Annotated in this window: 21 protein-coding genes; 13 read left to right on the forward strand and 8 right to left on the reverse strand. The window is 61.4% G+C overall.

Annotation, left to right across the window (positions count from 1 at the left end; translation table 11 throughout):
• Positions 1 to 103: 103 nt before the first annotated feature.
• Complete coding sequence (locus BQ8794_RS29385) at positions 104 to 505, reverse strand: DCC1-like thiol-disulfide oxidoreductase family protein (RefSeq protein WP_077382416.1); 402 nt, start codon at positions 503 to 505, stop codon at positions 104 to 106.
• A complete protein-coding gene (locus tag BQ8794_RS35855) occupies positions 502 to 678 on the reverse strand; it encodes a hypothetical protein (RefSeq protein ID WP_167378890.1) in 177 nt (58 codons plus the stop codon). The genes BQ8794_RS29385 and BQ8794_RS35855 overlap by 4 nt, the downstream gene beginning before the upstream one ends.
• 373 nt (positions 679 to 1,051) lie before the next feature.
• On the opposite strand from BQ8794_RS35855, the gene BQ8794_RS29395 reads away from it, so the two are divergent.
• From BQ8794_RS29395 to BQ8794_RS29405, 3 genes are all read left to right on the forward strand, one after another.
• A complete protein-coding gene (locus BQ8794_RS29395) occupies positions 1,052 to 2,104 on the forward strand; it encodes an acyltransferase family protein (RefSeq protein ID WP_167378891.1) in 1,053 nt (350 codons plus the stop codon).
• 191 nt (positions 2,105 to 2,295) lie between these two features.
• Positions 2,296 to 3,105: a class I SAM-dependent methyltransferase gene (locus BQ8794_RS29400; protein WP_077382425.1), complete on the forward strand. Its 810-nt coding sequence runs from the start codon at positions 2,296 to 2,298 to the stop codon at positions 3,103 to 3,105.
• Positions 3,106 to 3,252: 147 nt separating this feature from the next.
• Positions 3,253 to 3,558: a hypothetical protein gene (locus BQ8794_RS29405; RefSeq protein WP_023799134.1), complete on the forward strand. Its 306-nt coding sequence runs from the start codon at positions 3,253 to 3,255 to the stop codon at positions 3,556 to 3,558.
• 68 nt (positions 3,559 to 3,626) lie between these two features.
• Here BQ8794_RS29405 and BQ8794_RS29410 read toward each other — a convergent pair whose 3' ends face one another.
• Positions 3,627 to 3,965 (reverse strand): hypothetical protein, encoded by a 339-nt coding sequence (locus BQ8794_RS29410; protein ID WP_077382428.1) that lies wholly within the window; start codon positions 3,963 to 3,965, stop codon positions 3,627 to 3,629.
• Between the two features lie 174 nt (positions 3,966 to 4,139).
• Here BQ8794_RS29410 and BQ8794_RS29415 point away from each other — a divergent pair, with 174 nt between their 5' ends.
• Positions 4,140 to 6,287 carry an alpha/beta fold hydrolase gene (locus tag BQ8794_RS29415; RefSeq protein ID WP_077382431.1) on the forward strand — a complete coding sequence of 716 codons (2,148 nt, stop codon included), beginning with the start codon at positions 4,140 to 4,142 and terminating at the stop codon, positions 6,285 to 6,287.
• A gap of 117 nt (positions 6,288 to 6,404) precedes the next feature.
• Here the strand turns inward: BQ8794_RS29415 and BQ8794_RS29420 are convergent, their stop codons facing one another.
• Positions 6,405 to 7,259, reverse strand: coding sequence for an aldo/keto reductase (locus BQ8794_RS29420; RefSeq protein WP_077383455.1), 855 nt, complete (start codon positions 7,257 to 7,259; stop codon positions 6,405 to 6,407).
• Between the two features lie 562 nt (positions 7,260 to 7,821).
• Between BQ8794_RS29420 and BQ8794_RS29425 the strand changes: the two genes are divergently transcribed.
• Together BQ8794_RS29425 and BQ8794_RS29430 are read left to right on the forward strand one after the other, a co-directional pair.
• Entirely contained in the window at positions 7,822 to 9,072 is a 1,251-nt protein-coding gene (locus BQ8794_RS29425) for a PQQ-dependent sugar dehydrogenase (RefSeq protein WP_077383457.1), read from the forward strand.
• A 64-nt stretch (positions 9,073 to 9,136) separates the two neighbouring features.
• Positions 9,137 to 9,460, forward strand: a complete 324-nt coding sequence (locus BQ8794_RS29430; protein WP_077382434.1) for a c-type cytochrome — start codon at positions 9,137 to 9,139, stop codon at positions 9,458 to 9,460.
• Between the two features lie 45 nt (positions 9,461 to 9,505).
• On the opposite strand, the gene BQ8794_RS29435 is transcribed toward BQ8794_RS29430, so the two are convergent.
• Positions 9,506 to 9,928: a VOC family protein gene (locus BQ8794_RS29435; RefSeq protein ID WP_244555153.1), complete on the reverse strand. Its 423-nt coding sequence runs from the start codon at positions 9,926 to 9,928 to the stop codon at positions 9,506 to 9,508.
• Positions 9,929 to 9,985: 57 nt separating this feature from the next.
• Entirely contained in the window at positions 9,986 to 10,441 is a 456-nt protein-coding gene (locus BQ8794_RS29440; RefSeq protein WP_210189877.1) for a histidine phosphatase family protein, read from the reverse strand.
• A 388-nt stretch (positions 10,442 to 10,829) separates the two neighbouring features.
• Here BQ8794_RS29440 and BQ8794_RS29445 point away from each other — a divergent pair, with 388 nt between their 5' ends.
• Positions 10,830 to 11,465, forward strand: coding sequence for an ankyrin repeat domain-containing protein (locus BQ8794_RS29445; protein WP_077382440.1), 636 nt, complete (start codon positions 10,830 to 10,832; stop codon positions 11,463 to 11,465).
• A gap of 103 nt (positions 11,466 to 11,568) precedes the next feature.
• Here BQ8794_RS29445 and BQ8794_RS29450 read toward each other — a convergent pair whose 3' ends face one another.
• Entirely contained in the window at positions 11,569 to 13,137 is a 1,569-nt protein-coding gene (locus tag BQ8794_RS29450) for a winged helix-turn-helix domain-containing tetratricopeptide repeat protein (protein WP_077382443.1), read from the reverse strand.
• A gap of 418 nt (positions 13,138 to 13,555) precedes the next feature.
• Between BQ8794_RS29450 and BQ8794_RS29460 the strand changes: the two genes are divergently transcribed.
• The 3 genes from BQ8794_RS29460 (at position 13,556) to BQ8794_RS29470 (ending at position 15,332) form a co-directional block, all read left to right on the forward strand.
• Entirely contained in the window at positions 13,556 to 13,963 is a 408-nt protein-coding gene (locus tag BQ8794_RS29460; protein ID WP_077382449.1) for an ArsR/SmtB family transcription factor, read from the forward strand.
• Entirely contained in the window at positions 13,960 to 14,493 is a 534-nt protein-coding gene (locus tag BQ8794_RS29465; protein WP_077382452.1) for an SRPBCC family protein, read from the forward strand. Before BQ8794_RS29460 ends, BQ8794_RS29465 begins: the two co-directional genes overlap by 4 nt.
• A gap of 263 nt (positions 14,494 to 14,756) precedes the next feature.
• Positions 14,757 to 15,332 (forward strand): dihydrofolate reductase family protein, encoded by a 576-nt coding sequence (locus BQ8794_RS29470; RefSeq protein WP_077383459.1) that lies wholly within the window; start codon positions 14,757 to 14,759, stop codon positions 15,330 to 15,332.
• Between the two features lie 69 nt (positions 15,333 to 15,401).
• Here BQ8794_RS29470 and BQ8794_RS29475 read toward each other — a convergent pair whose 3' ends face one another.
• Positions 15,402 to 16,151 (reverse strand): glucose 1-dehydrogenase, encoded by a 750-nt coding sequence (locus BQ8794_RS29475; RefSeq protein ID WP_077382455.1) that lies wholly within the window; start codon positions 16,149 to 16,151, stop codon positions 15,402 to 15,404.
• Between the two features lie 275 nt (positions 16,152 to 16,426).
• Here BQ8794_RS29475 and BQ8794_RS29480 point away from each other — a divergent pair, with 275 nt between their 5' ends.
• The 3 genes from BQ8794_RS29480 to BQ8794_RS29490 are packed head-to-tail and all read left to right on the forward strand — an operon-like array spanning position 16,427 to position 19,061.
• Complete coding sequence (locus tag BQ8794_RS29480) at positions 16,427 to 17,878, forward strand: FAD-binding oxidoreductase (RefSeq protein WP_077382458.1); 1,452 nt, start codon at positions 16,427 to 16,429, stop codon at positions 17,876 to 17,878.
• 11 nt (positions 17,879 to 17,889) lie between these two features.
• Positions 17,890 to 18,621: a FadR/GntR family transcriptional regulator gene (locus tag BQ8794_RS29485; protein ID WP_077382461.1), complete on the forward strand. Its 732-nt coding sequence runs from the start codon at positions 17,890 to 17,892 to the stop codon at positions 18,619 to 18,621.
• 2 nt (positions 18,622 to 18,623) lie between these two features.
• Positions 18,624 to 19,061, forward strand: a complete 438-nt coding sequence (locus BQ8794_RS29490; RefSeq protein WP_374120358.1) for a VOC family protein — start codon at positions 18,624 to 18,626, stop codon at positions 19,059 to 19,061.
• The last annotated feature ends 48 nt before the right edge of the window (positions 19,062 to 19,109 follow it).

Consider the following 19,109-nt stretch of genomic DNA (forward strand, 5'->3'; position numbering starts at 1 on the left):
TGCAAGAGTCACGCGTCGCTTTAAGCTCATGTCGTTGTTGCAAAACCACTGCGCACCCTCGGATCAGGGGCCGAGGGCATGCTTTTGCGCGACATGAATTGAATTAGCGCGGTTCGAGGTCTGCAGGGATCAGCGAGCGGCCGCGAAGCTTCAGGGTGGCCCGGCGTCCGAGCTTGAGCGCCGGATAGATCAGCCGCGCGGCCGTCCTGTTTGAGAGAATCCTGCGGTTGAGCCAGCCGAAAAGCGTCGAAGAGGAACTGAGGATCGCCAGGAGATTGATGGCTTCCTCGCCGTGGTAGACGCGGTCCTCGAAAACGAAGAGCATGCCCTCGTTCAGGTCGAAGCCCTGGCGCTGAAACCCGACAACGCGCGGGTCGCCGGAGCGCGCGTCGAGCAGTTCGACAGGACCGACGGCGTCGCGCAGCCGGGCAAAGCGGACATAGCTCTGGCAGAAGATGCAGTCGCCGTCATAGACGATAAGCGCCGTCTTCCCAAGTGGCTTCATTGCAGCGCCGGATCCTGGCTATGCCCGATCGGTGCTTCTGCGGAGCCATCGATTGCGCAATTGCTGTAGAACGCGCAGCCGGAGACGACGGGCAGGTTGCTGAAGGTATCGAAGGCGGCAACGAGCACCAGCCCGACAATGCCGAGCATCAACATTTTCTTGTAGGCGGACAAGTCGCGAAGCATCTTGGTCCTTTGCTGCTTGATACGGACCTGGTCGATCCGACGTCAAAGCGCGATCGATTTCAACAGCCGGCTGGCTGCAAGAGCGGCAGCCCGTGCCGGTCAAGGTTTCCTATCGCAAGCTCTTGAACTGCCATAGTGGGCACCAGCCTGTTATTGTGCAGCGCAACAATGGGTGAAGATCGGCGGAAAATCAAGCGGAATGCTGAATTTCGCCGACTTTATGTGACGTTGCGTCGCCGGCAACCGGCAATCCGCGACTCCGAGCAATTCGCACTTGCCACAAAGTATGATGCGATGCACAATCGCCATCGAAACCGAAGGACCGGGCCGGCCAATAGGCCGTATCCAGAAAACGCTGAAGTTGAACCTGCCCCTACGTGAGACCTGGCTGGACACCGCCAAGGGCTTGGGAATCACCCTCGTCGTCATGGCCCACGTCCTCGACCACAGCACCTGGCGCTGGGCGCACCCGATCTACTTTGCGGTATCGCTGTTCTTCATGCCGTTCTTCTTCATCATATCCGGCTACCTTTTTGCCGTGACGGAGAGGAAGGCGCTTCTCCGGAAGCGCGTCCAGGGCCTGCTCATCCCCTATGTGATGTTTCTCGGCGCGATCATGGCGAGCGTGCTCGTTGTGGACTTTTTGCGCGGCGATACCCCGGCACCCTGGCAGATCAGGGAACTCATCACCGACGCGCTGCTGGGCGGACGGCACCTGACGCGCGAACTCGGCGTGTTCTGGTTCGTCACCTGCCTCGTCGCCACGCAACTTGTCTACAACGAGGTCGCGATCAGGACCAGCGGACCGACCGATCCCAGCATGCTGATCTTCGTCGGCGCATCCGTCGGCCTCGCCTATTCAATCCAGGCCTATTGGCAGGAAGTGCGCGCGCCGCTGGCTCTGACGAACGTGCCGCTCGCCATCGGCGCGTTCTGGTTCGGACATTTCCTGCGCGAACGCGGCATGAGCGCGCTGTGGTCGGCGGTGTTTGTCGTGGCGGTTGCCGGGGTCGCGCTCGCGGCGGCGCGGACGGGGTCCGACTTTACCTTCAGCATGAAGAACGCCATCTTCGGCCCCCCACTTCTCGGCCTTCTCGTTGCATTGGCGATCTCGACCTTTATCCTCGGTCTCATCCGCTTCATGGCGATGCCGAGCTTGCGCATCGCTCCGTTGGCGGAAATCGGCGCGGCCTCGCTGGTGATCATGTTCGTTCATCAGTTCGTTCATTTCACGCTGCGTGACTTCGGAATGTCTTCCGAGTTGGCGCTGATCGCCCTGTCGCTCGGACTTCCCTATCTTCTCTATCGCGGACTGAGGTCGTCGCGGATACTGTCTCCCTGGTTCATCGGAAGCGGAGACCTGGCGCTCAGCATCCAACTGATGAGGCGGAGTCTCGCCTTCCGGGCAGGCTGAGCACGAACGCGTCCGGGTGACGGCAGCAGCGATTCCTTCCGGATCGGAGATGTCCAGCGCCCGGATCGTCTGCCTTGCGGCCGAGCGTGTGGGCATCCGAGGAAGGAACAGACCTTCCTGGCCCTGTTCCCGCGAGCGCGGCGGGCGTATTCTCGCGGTCCGACGGGTCGAAATTATCGGGAGGAGATGCGATGGCTGAGGCAACGCGCCACGACGCCTGGCAGGCCGGGGATAGCTACGACCTCTATATGGGGCGATGGAGCCGTCAGATTGCTCCACCGTTCCTGGATTGGCTGGATCCCGCGGAGGGTCTGGACTGGCTGGAGGTGGGTTGCGGAACCGGGGCGCTGTCAGCAGCCATCCTGGCCCGTTGCAATCCCAGGAGCCAGGTGTCCATAGACCCGTCGGAGGGTTTTCTCGCCAAGGCGCGGGCAAACGTGCCGGACAAGCGTGTCGCGTTTCTCGCAGGCGATGCGCAGGCCTTGGCAGTCGAATCGGGCAGCAAGGACATGGTCGTGTCGGCGCTTGTCCTCAACTTCGTCCCCGACAGGCAAAAGTCGCTCGCCGAGATGCGGCGAGTGGCCCGCCCTGGAGCGACGATCGGCTTCTATGTGTGGGATTATCCTGGCGGCGGGGTGGAATTCATGCGGGCCTTCTGGACCGCTGCGACGGCACTTGACCCCGGTGCCATCGACCTTACCGAAGACAGGCGTTTTCCGTTCTGCACCCGAGACGGATTAACCGATCTCGCGGAGAAGGCCGGCCTGGGTTCCGTCGACTGCACCCGGATCGAAGCGCCCGCCGTGTTCAAGGATTTTGAAGACTACTGGCACCCCTTCACCCTGGGTGCGGGACCGGCGCCCGGCTATTGCATGAGTCTCGACCCCGCAGCTCGCCAGAGATTGATGGAGAGGCTCCGCGATAGTCTGCCGCGCGGCGAGGGCGGGTCCATTCCCCTGAAAACGAGAGCCTGGGCAGTCAAGGCCAAGGTGCGCCGATGACTGGCAGCCCATGTCGCGCCAGACCGGCAGGCCGCCAACTGCTGTCCGGCTGAGAGCTGTCCGGGGCAAAGTTCAGGTTGACCGGCCTTGTGCGCGAAGCGACAATTCGTCTGGACGGCCGAGATGCAGGCTGCAGGAGGAAACACGATGGATGAGCCCGATCGGTGGCGTCACATGTCGAGCGCGCCAAGGGATGGCAGCCGAATCCTTGTCACGGTTCGGCCGTCTGAACAGGGGCCGGCGGAAGTCGACCTGGCTTACTGGTCTCGAGCCGACCAGTTCGGCAGCGAAGGCTGGCGCGCTTCCGACTCGTCGCCCGGACGCGTGGTTGAATACGCCGAGCCCGAGCTGAAATGCTGGATGCCACTGCCGACCGCCAATCTGAGCAAGGGTTCATTGCCGAGCCCCTGGGATGAAGAAGATGTACCGCTGCTGGATGGATCGGGGATATGAGCTGAGCGCGAAGGGGAGTTTTCACCGTAAAAAGGCCATTGGGATCGAGCTGAAACCCGCTGTCGTGCTCACCGGCGCCAGAACGAGTTGGTTATCTCTGTTTCGATCTGCGCCAGCCTCAGGCCAATTTCGTCGGTCAACTTAAGTGCATTTTTCATGGCGATGCGCGGTTTGAATGGATGCAGTCGCCGGAAAAAATCACGCCCGAGTCGCGCGATCAGCGCGCATGCGCGGATCGCGGTGGTCCGGAAATCGAACGAGCGGATCGCTGATAGCCGGCAGGCCCGCTGCTTCTCGAGATAATGCGTAAGGGCAATATCGTGGCGTAAAGGGCCGCCGCGCGGCTGCTCAGTTTGACCGGGATCATTTCGCCAGATGGGCCATTCGGACGAACTCGGGCGTAGCATAGTGTCCTCCTGAAATAAGGGCTGCTCGTCCGGACAATCTCCACCACGGCCGTGAGAGGCGCGTTGGAACCAGCGTGAAGGATTCGTGAAAACGCCAGGCCGATGAAAATGACGGTTGAATTAGGGACAACTACAGGAAAGGATCGCAAAGAAGTTGTGGCTGTGGCGGATCCGATGACGCACCCTCATCTCTGTCTGCTAGGCGGTTTCGACTTCGCCGGAGGCGGTGCGGCGGCCCCGGTCTTCAGCCGCAAGGCGCGCGCCATGATGGCTTATCTCGCCCTGCAGTCCGGACACTCCAAGTCACGCGAGAAGCTCGCCGCGCTGTTGTGGGGCGGCAACAGCGAGGCCCAGGCGCGGATGAACCTCCGGCAGGCCCTGTCCGCCATAAAGAAAGCGATGGACGCATCCGACGGCGGAAGGTTCCTGACGGATGGCCATAGCATCACCCTCAATCTCGATAATCTCGATTTCGATGTCGCGCGGTTCCAGGCGCTGACCGCCAACTCGGCGCCTGAAGATCTCGAACAGGCGCTTGTCGTCTATCGCGGCGACCTGCTCGACGGCTTCGGCCTGAAGGAGGAGCCGTTCGAGGATTGGCTGCGGGTCGAGCGCGAGCGCCTGAGGGCGATGGCCATCGCGGCACTGGACAAGCTCGTCGCGCATTACTGCACTACGAACGATCCTGCCTCATGCGTGCGCTCGGCAACGCGCCTGCTCGCCATGGACCCGCTGAGGGAGGATATCCACCGCGCCCTGATGCGAGCCTACGCGGTCCAGGGCCGGCTCAATCTCGCGCTGAGGCAATATGAAAATTGCCGCGGTGCGCTGCAGCGGGACCTCAACCTGCAGCCCGAGCCGGAAACCCGACATCTCTATGAAGACCTGCGGACGCGCCGGATGACGCCGCGAGCCGCCTCCCGGATAGCCGCCTCGGCGTCGCTTTCCCAGACACCGCCACCGTCGCCAGCCCGAACCGGCGAGCGGCCGGCGTTTGAGGCCGAGTCGAGGCGCCCCGCGACCCACTATGTCAAATCGGCCGGGATCAACATCGCCTATCAAGTGACCGGCGACGGGCCAATCGACCTGATCCATGTGCCTGGGTGGGTCTCCAACCTCGACCTTGCCTGGTCGTCGCCGAGATTGGCGCATGTGCTCCAGCGCCTCGGCGGCTTCTCGCGCCTGATCCGCATGGACAAGCGCGGCACGGGGCTGTCCGACCGCAATGTCGGTTTGCCGACGCTGGAGGAGCGGATGGAGGACGTGCGGGCGGTGCTGGATGCGGTCGGCTCGAAGCGCACGGTTCTGTTCGGCAGCTCCGAGGGCGGCCCCATGTGCATGTTGTTCGCGGCGACCTATCCCGAGCGGACAGCGGCCCTTGTGCTCAACGGAGCCTACGCCAGCGGCAGATGGTCGAAGGATTACCCTTGGGCGAAAACAGGCGAGCAGGTGGAAGAAGATCTGGCCGTCGTCGAGAGAGAGTGGGGAGAGCCGGCGGACATGAGCAATGCCGCGCCCAGCCTGATGAATGACAGTTTCGAGAGGGAATGGTTCGCCGCATATCTGAGGAATTCAGCCTCTCCAGCCGACGCGATCGCGCTCTGGCGCTGGGGCACCGAAATCGATGTTCGCGCCCTTCTCCCAGCCATTCACGTCCCGACACTGATCGTGCAGACGGCGGGCGACCGCTGGGTAAAACCGGAAGAGGGGCGCTATCTGGCAACGCATATCGAAGGCGCCAAATACATCGAGCTTGCCGGTCGTGATCACGTAATCTGGGGCGAGAATTCCGATCGCCTCGTCGACGAGATCCAGACCTTCGTCACCGGCGCCTTGCCGGCAGCGCCGGGCGAAGGGATTCTGGTGTCGGTGCTGTCCCTGGAGATAGCCGGCCCCCCTTCTGGTCTCGGCGCAGATCTGATCGAGCGATACGCCGAAGAGATCCGCGGCGAACTGTTCGCTGCCGAAGGCAGACAGATCAGGCGCTCCGCAAGCGGATTTTTCGCAGTGTTCCAACGGCCGACGCGATCGATCCAGTGCGCGATCGCGATCCGTCATCGCCTGAGGCAATCCGGTCTCGATGTCCGCTCGGCAGTCCATACCGGCGAATGCCAGGAGCGCGGCGATGATTTCACCGGCATCGCGATCGAGCTGTCATCGCGGCTGCTCGATCGTGCGCGGCCGGGTGAGATCATCGCGTCGCGGACGGTGCGCGATCTCGTAGTCGGCTCCGGCCTGCTATTCGAAGAGCATGGCGAGCTGGAAGCGAGCGGGCTGCCCGGCAGCCTGCAGCTTTTCTCCGTCAGGAAACCCGGTGTCTGACGTTTGGTCGACAAAAAATCGCGGCGTGCAGGTTTCGGCAGTCGGGCAGCCGGCCGTTGCGAGGCTGGCTACCCTTACGAAATCCGCCTTCGCTGATCTGGCCGAGCCCGTCGCTCGTCAGAACAGGAACGCAGCCGTGGCGGGGTTCGCCCCGGTGCGACCGTTTGATGAATCCATGCCACGAATGAGGCCGAGGTCTGCCGCGTCCAGCTCGAAATCGAAGACGTCGAAATTGGCGGCAATCCGATCCTGATGGATCGACTTTGGAATGACGATCAGTCCTTCCTGAAGATGCCACCGGATGATCACCTGCGCCACGGACTTGCGGTGTTTTCCGGCGACCTTTTTGAGGGTCGGGTCGCTCAACAGCCGGCCGCTGCCCAGCGGGCTCCAGCTTTCGATCCGGATGTTGTGCGTGCTGTGAAATTCTCTGGCATGGCGCTGTTGAAACCGGGGATGGAGTTCGATCTGGTTGACCGAGGGTGTGACACCAGTCTCGCTGATGATCCGCTCCAGATGGTCCTGGTTGAAATTTGAAACGCCAATCGACCTGATCCGGCCGGATTGCCTGAGTTCGATCAGCGTCTTCCACGCCTCGACATATTTGCCCTGGCTGGGCACTGGCCAGTGGATCAGGAACAGGTCGATCTGCTCGATGCCGAGCTTGTTCATCGTCTCGTCGAAAGCCCGCAGGGCGGCGTCACGCTGATGCGCGCCGTTGCGCAGTTTCGAGGTGATGAACAACTCGCTCCTCGGCACGCCAGCCGTGCGGATCGCCTGCCCGACGCCTTCCTCGTTCTGGTAGCCTTCGGCGGTGTCGATCAGTCTGTAGCCGGCCTCGATTCCCCAACTCACCACCTGGCTCGTGATGGCTGGATCGACTTGCCACACGCCAAGGCCGATCTGGGGAATGGCTGAGCCATCATTCAATGTGATCTGCTCAGGCTTAGTCAGGGTAATTTGTTCAGGCATGCTCAGGTCCTTCTGCATCGCTCCGCCCCGGCGCAGTGCTTATCTAGGCGCGGCGTCCGCCAATGCGAGTCGACAGCTGGAGGCAAGTCTGGCCCGGGCAGCAGGATCGCAACGGCTCGTCAAACGATGATGGCAAGCGAGATCCGAGCGATGCGACGCATCTATTCCCCCTCTGGCGGGCCGCTCCCTGGCGGTCTGTCATTGCCTGGACGCCATTTTTCACCGGACAGTCGAAGGCAACTTTACATGGCCATATTGGAGCACATTCGGTCTGTTGCGCCAACTCGGCGCCCGCCCGGTCAGCCGATAAGAGGACTGGTTGAAAGCCCCGGCCAGCTTGCCGTTCATCGTTGGTACCCGTCGGGCCAACATGTTATGCTGTGGCGGCAACCACTGCAGTCCAAGGTGACTGTCAGGAGATTGAGTTAGGCAACGCTTTCGGTCGTTAAGTCCCGACCGGAAGAGTGTGCTCGGCGCTGGAAATTTCGCACAGAAGCAACCGCCCGCAACGTTGTATCTGGCTGCCACAGATGCCGCGAAGCTGGCCACGTGGGAGGATATCGTGATCAAGAAACTGGCTTTCGTTTTGTCATGCGCTGCCGCCCTTTGCGTAACGTCCGCCTTTGCGCAGGACAAAAATCTCGAGAAACTTGGCGGCTTCAAGACGACCGGCACACCGATGATGGAGCCGATACCGCAGACTGGGGAACACGCCGAAGCGCTCAAAGCCATTGCAGCGAAAATCAAGGTCCCGGATGGCTTCAAGGTCAATCTCTATGCCATCGTTCCCGACGCGCGTCACATGGCCGTGGGACCACAAGGTGTGGTGACGTTCGTCGGAACCCGCAAAGAGCTGGTCTATTCCATGACCGACCGAAACAAGGATCGCGTTGCCGATGATGTGAAGGTCTTCGCGCCTTCAATCAAAATGGCAGTCCCGAACGGCGTTTGCTTCTCCAGAGATGGCCACCTCTACGTCGTCGAACAGAACCGCGTATTGTGGTTCCCGGGCGCCGAGTTTTTCTATGAAGGCCCCGATGTCGCGGCTTCCACTATCGTGAAGCAGGGCGAGCTGATACCCGCATCCAACGAGAGCTTCAATCACACGGCCCGAACCTGCCGCGTCGGGCCTGATAACCGCATCTATATTACCATCGGCCAGCCCTTTAATGTGCCAGCGCCCGAATTGCTCCCGGAATTCGAGAAACTGGGCATCGGCGGCATCATAAGCATGAAGCAGGACGGTACCGACCGCAAAATTTATGCGCGCGGAATGCGCAATCCCCTCGGCCTGGATTTTAACCCAAAGGACAAGACACTTTGGGTGAACGACAATCAGGTTGACGGCATGGGCGACACCATTCCCCCAGGTGAAATGAACCGTGTTACCGGACCGGACCAGAACTTTGGCTTCCCCTGGTATGGCGGCGGCAAAGTTCGTACGATTGAGTACAAGGACGCAACAGTCCCCGAAGGCGTGATCTTCCCAGAGGTCGAGCAAGAGGCTCACGCGGCCGATCTCGGGCTGTCGTTCTATACCGGCAAGCAGTTTCCCGAAAAATACCGGGGCGGCGTCTTCTCGACCCAGCACGGCTCCTGGAACCGCGTGGACCCGGTGGGCGCTCGGGTGATGTTCACCCCGCTCAAGGCGGACGGCACGGCGGACAAAACTGAAGTGTTCGCTGACGGCTGGCTGAACGAGAATGGCGAGTATCTCGGCCGTCCTGTCGATGTTCAGGTGCTCAAAGACGGTTCGCTGCTGGTGTCCGACGATTTAGCCGGGGCCGTCTGGCGGATTTCCTACGGCGATTAATGGCTTAACCAGGCGGCGGGCTTCTGCTGCTGCCTGGCTCATTTCCTATGGATAGGAGTTCGGGGTGCGGGGTTTGATCGTCAGTCTGGCTGCGCTCTTTGCCTGTTCGTCTCTTGCGCAGGCTGGAGGTGATGCCGTTTCGGGCAAAAAAATCATGCTGAAGTGCCAGGTCTGCCATGGCAAGGACGGCATCGCCAAGTTGCCCGAGGCGCCGAACATAGCCGGGCAAAAGGAGGCTTATCTTGTCAAGGCGCTGATGGCCTTCAAGGCAGGCGAGCGCAAGAACGAGCAGATGACTGTCGTGACCAAGGGCTTGAGCGATGAGGATATAGCTGATGTCGCCGCCTATTATTCATCGATCAAGGTCACCGTTCAGGTTCCGCCATGAGACCAGCTCGCAGGGCGTTCGCCGCCTGGCTACGCCACCGAGCGATCACGGGTTCCATCCGCCGCTGCCGTACTGACGGGTAATGATCTCGAGAAGATGACCGTTCGGGTCCTCGAAATAAACGCCGCGGCCGCCGTCGTGGCGGTTGATCGCGCCCAGCTGCGTCCGCCCAGGATCAGCCCAGTACGGGAGATCCCGTTCACGAATCCTGCCAAATATCTCGTCGAACTCGGCTTCGCTGACCAGGAAGGCGTAATGCTGTGGCCTGATTTCGCCGTCGGTATCCATGTAGTCGAGGTTGGCACCGTTTTCGGTCGTGACCATCTGGAAAGGCCCCCAGCGCCTCGCGGCTGGAAGGCCAAGCATTTCCGCCAGGAATTTTGCCGACGCCTCGCTGTCGCGGGCCGGCAGTATTGTGTGGTTGAAATCGATAGCCATGCCATCACTCCCTTTGATCTCGCCTCGCACGTCGTTGTTCCGCGACTGAAGCGATGCTGCACGAGATGGGGTTGAAGGCCATGATGCTCAAGCCGGCGTGGCAACCTGCCCGATGACCTGCACCGGGTCAGCTCCATGAATGCGGACGATGATCATTTCGCCGCTATCCGGCACCTCGCTGGTCAAACCGGTGATGTTGACCTGATGCGTGACAAGCACGGCGGGTCCACCGAAACGCTGCCCGCGGAGCCAGGCCAGAAGGGCAGCGGTGCGCACTTCTGCGGCCGAACTGTCGCCAAAGAACGAATTGAGCAGCTCAAGAGGCACGACGTCGCCGATCCCGAGCAGGCGAGCGGTATCCAGGCAACGGCACCACTGGCTCGAATAGACGGCTGCCGACGAGATGCCATTCGCACGGAACAGGTCGCCGATCGCGCGGGACTGCGCACCACCTTGTTCCGACAGATTCCGCTGGGTGCTGCAATCACCGAGCCTGAAGCCAGGCGGATCGCCGGAGCCTGGGGCTGCGGCATGGCGCAGCACGGCAATGGCTTCTCCGGATCGCAGGGCTGCTCAGAATGGCTCGGAGGCGTATGCCTTGCCGAGGGCAGCCGCTCCGAGCGACAGGACCAGAAATTGCCGACGTCCAATTCGCATCTCGCTTCTCACCTTTCCGATAGCGGCTTTGGATCCGATAGCAGCTTTGGCGAGTGCCGGCAGCTACTGCAGGCCGGGAGCCTCGTTTTAGCAATGCCGGGTCGTAGTGCTCGTCCACGATCCGCCAAATGTCGAACCTGGTGGTATATCCACCGTTCGGGTGCTTAGGGCTGTCGAATGAGAAAGGCTTTTCGATGGAAGCCGGTCATTCGGTGGATGTCGGCCGAACCGGAACAATGGTATCCTGCGGGGAGCATTCGGGGAGGCGACTGCATTGACCAAGAGCTTGGAGGCCGAAGAGGCGAGAGGTTGGTCGAATCTGCTGCTCGCGGCAGAAAGCGGCGATGCGGAGGCCGTTCGAGCGGAATTGGCGGCCGGCGCCAATATCAACGAGGCGGACGGCGGCGGCTGGTCAGCCCTTCATCTGGCAGCCCTCAATGCCCGCACCGCGGCGGTCGAGGCGCTGATCGAACACCCAGCAATCGATGTGAATTCCAGAAACAAATGGAAGAGCACGCCTTTGAGCCTTGCTTCGGCCAAGGGCCACTACGCCTCCATTTTAGCCCTCGTGAAACATCCGGAAATAGAGATCGATGCAAGAGCCGACTACTACGGCAGAACGGCCCTTATTGAAGCGGCAAAGAACGGGCATCTGGATGTCGTCAAGTTGCTTGTCGAGAATGGCGCCGACGTGAATCTTACTGACAAGACCGGAAGAAACAACGCGCTTATCGAGGCTATCAAGGGACGGCACTACGAGGTTGCGGGATACCTGCTTGATTCTCGGAAAATGAACTTTCTCAACAAGGATATGAGACTGAACGCCCTGATCTGGGCTGGAAGCTGCCATAACCCTCAGCTCATCGAAAAGCTGGAAGCCTCGATTCATACTTTCTTCGAAGGCAAGTGAAGGTCTCGCGTTCGGTTTCAGTTGCCATGTGTGGTTACCGGACGAAGAAACGGGTAATCCTCCAATCCGGAAGGCTCGTCAACCCTTCGCGATAGGCGCGCTGCTACTCACGATGTCCGGGCAGGGCGCCGACCAGGCCGGCCTCATATGCTGCAACTGCTTTGGCGACGCCGGCAGTGAAGTGTTCAATATCGCTCGCATGTTCGAACGCTATCCTGGTTTGCGCAAACTCCAGTGGCGAATAGTCAGGCGCTATCCGCTTGACGTCTGCGATAATGTTCTGTGCTTCCTTCAGTTCGCCGAGTTGCGCATGGCACGCCGCGAGCCTTGTCAGCCGCCAGGGTGTCTTCAATGGGAGCTTCGACATGCTAAGGAGCGCGGCCTTGTAGTCTCCTGAAGAGTAAAGCGCGATAGAGCGATCATAATGGTACCAATCAGGATGGATCGGGTTGATCCGTATCGCACTGTCTAGCGCCGCGAGTGCTTCAAGAGGCCTGCCTCTCATCGTGAGCAAGTATCCCATTTGAGCAATCGTATCGGCGTCATACGGATTGAGGTCGAGCGCGCGTTGAAGGTGATGTTCGGCCGCTTCGAACCAACGGGCTGAGAGGAAAGCCTGGGCGAGTACGCGATGGCAGCGTGGCTCTTCCGGCGCCAAGGTCACCGCGCACTCTGCGCGTTCGATCACCGAACCAAGCAACGCTGGAGATGCCTCAGCATAGCCACCGATAATGAGATCGGCGAGCGCGATGTAGGAATGCGCCAAGGCATAGGTCGGGTCCTTCTCGACCGCCGCCTGGAAAAGACTGCGCGCAGCCTCATTGTCGTCATCACCATAGCCGCGCAGCCGGGCCAGTCCACGCAGGAGAAGCTCGTATGCGGCCAAGCTGTCCGTAGGCTTTGGGGTCGCTTGTTTAATGCCTGCGTCGTCGAGCCGAGCGACCAGCCGGTTCACCACACGGCGAGCGATTTCTTCCTGCATATCGAAGATCTGGCCGCCAGACGCAGAAAAATTATCGCTCCAGAGAACTCCACCCGTCGAGGCGGTAATGAGGCTGATGGTGACCCGCATGCCGTCTGCGCGGGTCGTCGCCCTGCCACGGACCAAATAGGTTGCGCCAAGGCTGTCGCCAATGGCACGCCAATCGGAAGCGGAATCCGAGACAAATGCAAATCCGGAATTGCGCGCCAGCACAACGACCGTCCCAAAGCGAGCCAACGCATTGACAATGTCCTCGGCGAAGCCGTCAACCAGAGGGGTGTCTTCCGGCGCACCTTCATTGCTGAAGCGCAGTACCGCAACGCTTGGCTGTCCAGAGCGCTCTGGCTTTGGCGCATCGAGCTCTGGCTTTGGCGCATCGAGAGGGGAGAGGACGTAGCCGCGTTTGGCGACCGTGCGGATAATGGTTTGGCTTTCGTCCTGCAGCGCCTTTCGCAACTCCCTGACGGCTTGCGTCAGTGAGTCCTCGGTCACGAAGACATCAGGCCACACCGCTGACATCAGTTCCGACTTGGTCGCGACACGCCCAGCATTCCTGCTGAGATAGGTTAACAGATCGAACGCCTTGGAGCGGAGGGCAACAGGTTTCCCGTCGCGGAGAAGGAGGCCGCGCGCAAGATCAAGCTCGCACCTGCCAAGTGCCAGAACGGGCTCTGGATTTTCTTGCGACATCGAATGCCGACCTGATCAGCCTGACTAGACGCTGCCTGATTGGGGTCTCAATCCTCTCAGACGTCAAGGGACCAAAGGAATTTGATTCGCCTTCACTTTGGCTGGAAGCCATCCGCCTGTCCATGGCGATGATCTCGAGCATTTCGAACATCGTTCCAGGCATGGGCGCACAAGGCGACGCAGCCATAACGCAAGATACATATTCGAGGAGTTCCTGCCGGGCGGCTTGGCGCGTGTTCTCATTCAGTGACATGGTCGACCTCATCCGGTTCTTTCTTCTTGAGAACAATGAAGCCAAAGGACAGGCGCGTACCGGAAGATTTCTGAAATTCTGCTGAATCTGTCGTAGCAGGGGTTTTCCCACAATCATTCAACCGAACGGTTGACTATCTGAAAGCGCACCTCTATATTCAACTACATGGTTGAATTAGAGACACCCCAGATGGACGCGGTCTTTCACGCGCTTGGCGACGCCACCCGCCGGCACATGCTTCGCGATCTCGCCGGCGGCGAGCGAACGGTGAGCCAGTTGGCGGAGCCTTTCGACATGTCACTGGCGGCGGCCTCCAAGCACATCAAGGCGCTGGAGAATGCAGGGCTTATTCGTCGCGAGGTGAGGGGCCGCACGCATCTTTGCCGCCTCGAACCCGGACCGCTGGCCAGCGCCCACCAATGGCTCGGCTTCTACGAGCGCTTCTGGACCAACCGTCTCGACGTCCTCGAGCGTCTGCTTCGCGAGGAGGACGCACGCAAAGCCCCGGGTGATTCCTGGGCCCAGGATGATTCCAGGAAATCGCCCGCCTCAAAAGAAGGAGACGACCAATGAACCAGATGAAAACCATCGGAGCCTATGGCGAGCTGACCGAGCCCGCCACGTTCACCATCCAGCGGCTTTTGCCCGGCCCGATCGAGCGGGTCTGGGCCTATCTCACCGAGAGCGACCTGCGCCGGCAGTGGATGGCTGCTGGCCAGATGGAAATGAAGGCCGGCACCTCGTTCGAGTTGGTTTGGCGTAACGACGAGCTGACCGATCCGCCCGGCCAGCGCCCCGCGGGCTTTCCCGAAGAGCATCGGATGGAGGGCCGGATCACTGAGCTCGATCCGCCTTACAAGCTTGCCATCACCTGGGGAAACACCGGCGGCGTTTCCTTCTTGCTGGAGCCGAAAGGCAATGATGTGCTGCTCACCGTCGTCCATCGCCGGCTGCCGGAACGCGCAATCCAGCTCAACGTTACCGCCGGCTGGCACATGCACCTCGACATCCTGGCCGCCCGCCTCGCGGGCAACACGCCGACCTCGTTCTGGGATGGCTGGAGTCGCCTGCGGGAAGAATACGACCGCCGCCTGCCGGCCTGACCTAACTCTCACGTTTGAACCCCATGTTGGACCTTTGCGTCGGGTGCCGATGCAAAGGCTATGGAGCACGCCCCTCGCTGATCCGCGCTCCACAATGTTCCCTCGCCAGAGGGACGGCCCGAAGGGACGGGCGGCGACCGGCATGTGTCCAGACCGGCCATCCCTCGAATGAGAGCGCAGCCACCGCAGCCATTGTCCATGGAGGCTCGCATACCGGCAACGATGAAACGAGCTTGCATTGTGCAAGCCTGATGGAGGACGTCATGCGCAAATTGATCACCGGAATGAAGGTTTCCATCGACGGCAAGATGGAGGGACCCGAGGGTTACGCCGATTGGGTCGACGCGTGGTCGGAGGACTATGGGCTGACGCCGCAAATCGATGCCTGCCTGCTCGGGAGCGTCATGTACGCCGGCTACGAGCGCTACTGGAGCGCGATCCAGAATGAGCCGGACAAGCCGCTGCCGATGACCGGCAAACTGCCGATGCCGGCGGAGCTCGAATGGGCCCGCTTTGCCGAACAGACCCCGCATTATGTGCTGTCGAACACGATGACTTCGGCGCTTTGGCCAAAGACGCGCTTCGTGCGGAGCCTCGAAGACATCGCTGGCCTCAAGCAGCAGCCGGGCAAGGATATCTATCTCATGGGCGGTGCGCGAATGACCGCGAGCCTCATCGATGCCGGGCTGGTGGATGAACTGCGGCTTATCCTCTATCCGCTGCTCGTCGGCGAAGGGAAGGCGCTGTTTGGAGCAACGCAAAATCGTCGCGGGCTCGAACTGCGGAAGGTTCAGCAGCTCACGGATGGGCGCGTGAGCCTGGTCTATGGGATCGGCTAACGCAGCCGGTCTTCGCAGATTTCGCAGCGCTGCCCGGCTGAAATTTATTCCTGAAAGGCACGTCGCCGGTCAGAGGGAGACCGATAGCCCGCCGTCAACGGCCAGGACATGGCCGTTGACATAGTCGGCAGCGTCTGAGGCGAGAAACACCACGGCTCCGCCGAGCTCCTCAGGCTGGGCCCAGCGGCCCGCCGGGGTTCGTGCCTCGACCCATTTGGTGAAGGTCTCGTCGCTCATAAGTGCGGTGTTGAGCTCGGTGGCGAAATAGCCGGGGGCGATCGCGTTGACGGTGATGCCGTGACGGCCCAGTTCAGCGGCGGTCGAGCGTGTCAGCCCGTGCAGGCCCGCCTTTGCCGCCACATAGGCGTGAATGGTGGGACGGCCAAGGATCGCCGCAACCGATCCGGTGTTTATTATGCGCCCGAACTTGTTTGGCAGCATCAGGCGCACCGCGTCGCGTATCATGCGGAAGCAAGCCGAAAGATTGACGGCAATCACATGGTTGAAATCCTCGTCCTGCCATTTGACCAACGGACTTCGATGCTGGATGCCGGCGTTGTTGACCAGAATATCGAGGCGGCCGTGGCGTTCGACGATTCCTTCGAGCGATGCCCTCGAGATCGCCGCGTCGGTGACATCGAACGGCAGGGCTTCGGCTCCGATCCTTTCGGCCGCCGCGGACAGCGCCGCCGGATCGCGGGCATTGACGATCACCGTCGCGCCGTTTTCCGCAAGTGCCTTGGCCATGGCGAAGCCGAGGCCACGCGAAGCACCTGTGACCAACGCGACACGGCCGTCGAGCGAGAACAATTCCGACATTGATATCCCCCATGGCCTTGGCTTCAAGTTCGAATCGGTCGGACTTCCATACCGATCACCAGCGAGTTGGGTCCCTCCCAATGCCAGCCGACCCCGTTTCGCACCGTCTTCGTCAAAATAAAAGGCTAGCATTTTACGACGGGTGCGAACAGTTCAGGCGCGAGAGTCCAGATTGTGTGGCGGGTGCGCCGGCGGTTTTCGCCGCCAAATTAATGATGGTTCACCAAGACGAAAGTGGCTTGCGATGTTGTAGGATGACCGTATGATCTGACGAAATGATCACGGATCGCCCAACTCAACGCGAAACTTCCGGCGCAATTGCTGAGCTGCCTGCGCAGTTGGCGGGTGATGCGCTGATAGACGGACGGTCGCCACTGGCAGAGCGCTACCTCATCGATTGGGGCCGCGACAGGCGCGGAAGCGCCCGCTTCATCGTGCGTCCAGGATCCGTGGAAGACGTCCAGGCGTTTGTGAGATGGTGCTCGCAGAGCGGTGTCGCCATCGTCGTGCAAGGCGGCAATACCGGACTTGCCGGCGGCGCCATTCCCGACAGTTCGGACTATGCCGTGCTGTCGCTTGAGCGTCTCAATCGGATACGCTCCGTCGATCCGCTCGACTTCACGCTGCAAGCTGACGCCGGAGCCGTGCTGCAGGACGTCAAGGACGCCGCTGAAGCATCCGACATGACCTTCCCTCTCGCGCTTGGTGCGCAGGGATCGTGCACCATCGGCGGCAATGTCGCGACCAACGCCGGCGGCATCAACGTGCTGCGCTACGGCATGACGCGTGATCTGGTGCTCGGGCTTGAGACGGTCCTGCCGGACGGCACGCTGTGGAGCGGCATGAACGGGCTGCGCAAGGACAATCGCGGCTACAGCCTGAAGCAATTGATGATCGGTTCGGAAGGAACGCTCGGGGTCGTCACGGGCGTCGAAGTAAGGCTCTCGCCCCGGCCGACGCAGGTCGAGACCGCCTATGTCGGACTGGGCAGCTTCCGCCAGGCATGCGAACTGTTCCGGATGGCGCGGCATTTCTGCTCCGATCTTCTCAGCGCGTTTGAGGTCATCGGCGAGGAGTGCCTGCCGCTGGCCCATCTCATCGATCCGAACCTGCGCTCACCGTTGACACAAGAATGTCCGGTTCATGCGATCGTCGAACTTGCCTGTGGGCCAGGGATAGACGCCGGCGGACTTCTTGAAACGATGCTGGCGCGCGCCCTTGAGACCGACCTGATCAGGGACGGCGTCGTCGCGCAAAGCCGCTCGCAGGCCGCCACATTCTGGGCCATCCGTGAGGGCCTGGTCGAGGGGCAGGCGCGGCGCGGCTTTCATGTCCGCACCGACCTCTCGGTTCGTCTCAGCCAGGTGCCGACGCTGATCGAGCAAGCACGCGCGTGCATCGTGCGCGACTGGCCTGGCTGGACATCCCTGACCTATGGCCATGCGGGCGACGGCAACATCCATTTCAACGTGCTGCCTCCCATGGGTTGCGACCCCGGCGAAGCGAGGACCGTGGGGCAGGCGGTTTTGGCCCGGCTCTACGAGCTGGTCGGAGCGCTCGGCGGCTCGTTCAGCGCCGAGCATGGCGTCGGTCGCAGCCGCAGTCACGTGTTCTGGGCCGGCCTGTCGCAGCGCGAGCGGCAGCTTCATATCGCGATCAAGGCAGCCTTCGATCCGGCAGGCCTGTTCAATCCGACATGTCTCATGCCTGATCCGGGCGATTTGTAGGGGAAAGCCGCATGAAGCAGCGTTCGTCCATCATCGGCAGCGTGGAGGCGCTTCCGCATCGCGTCGCGTCGCATCTGAGCCGCGAGATCGAGGGCGGCGACATCATCCCGGGAGCCCGGCTTCCCACCGAAAGCCAGCTCGCCGACAAGTTCGGCGTCAGCCGCAATGTTGTCAGGGAAGCGATTGCCCAGCTTCGCGCCGACGGCATGATCGAGGCGCGGCAAGGCATAGGCGCATTCGTCATGGCGCCGGAACAGCGGACAGCCATCCGGATCGACCGCGAAGCGCTGAAAGACCAGCGCAACATGGAGCAGCTCTTCGAGCTGCGCAGCATCCTGGAGACCGAATCCGCCACGCTGGCCGCAGCGCGCTGCGCATCCGATGATCTTGACGCAATCAAGGCTGCGCTGGACCGCATGGGTGGCGAGGAGCGCTGGGAGGATGGCAGCATCGAGGCCGATCTGCTTTTCCATCGGGCGATCGCCCGGGCCACCGGCAACGGCTACATCTACACCTTCATTTCCTTCGTCTGCGAGCAGATCCGCCAGTCAATCCACTATGCCCGCCTCACCAATCCGCTGCACGACCTGGTCGAGGTCAACGTCGCCGAGCACGTGCGAATCTACGACGCGCTCGCCGCGCATGATCCGCAGGCTGCCGGCGAGGCGATGCGCCGGCACATCGATGGCGCCGCGTCGCGCGTCGGCGTCGAACTCACCGCGAAGATCAATCGAGGCAAATGACCATGTCGCTCGGGCAGACCAAGGCAATCACCGATATCTGCCTGCTTGTCGAGGATATCGACCGTACCATCGACTTCTACACGCAGAAACTCGGCTACCGGATCAGACGCCGCGCCGAGGGCTTTGTCGATTTTCATTCCGAGCGCGTGACGCTCGCCGCATGGGAACTGGATCACATCAATCGCCACTGCGGCGTCTCGAATGTCCGCTCACCGAAGCAGGCGTACAAGGCATGTGTTGCCATGGAACTCGAAAGCGCCGGCGAGGTCGACCGGCTCTACGCTGAACTGTCGGACAAGGGAGTGCCGTTCGTCGGGCCTCCCGGCGACTATGTCTGGAACGCGCGCTGCGCCTACTTCCACGACCCGGACGGGACGCTGTGGGAGCTCTACGCCTGGACCGGCGCGGGACCGGGCGACTATCACGACACGCAAGGATGATCCGATCGCGACGGCCTCACAAGAAGGGCCGCGCCGCATGCAAAACAG

The sequence above is a fragment of the Mesorhizobium prunaredense genome (assembly GCF_900156895.1).
GTDB lineage: Bacteria > Pseudomonadota > Alphaproteobacteria > Rhizobiales > Rhizobiaceae > Mesorhizobium > Mesorhizobium prunaredense.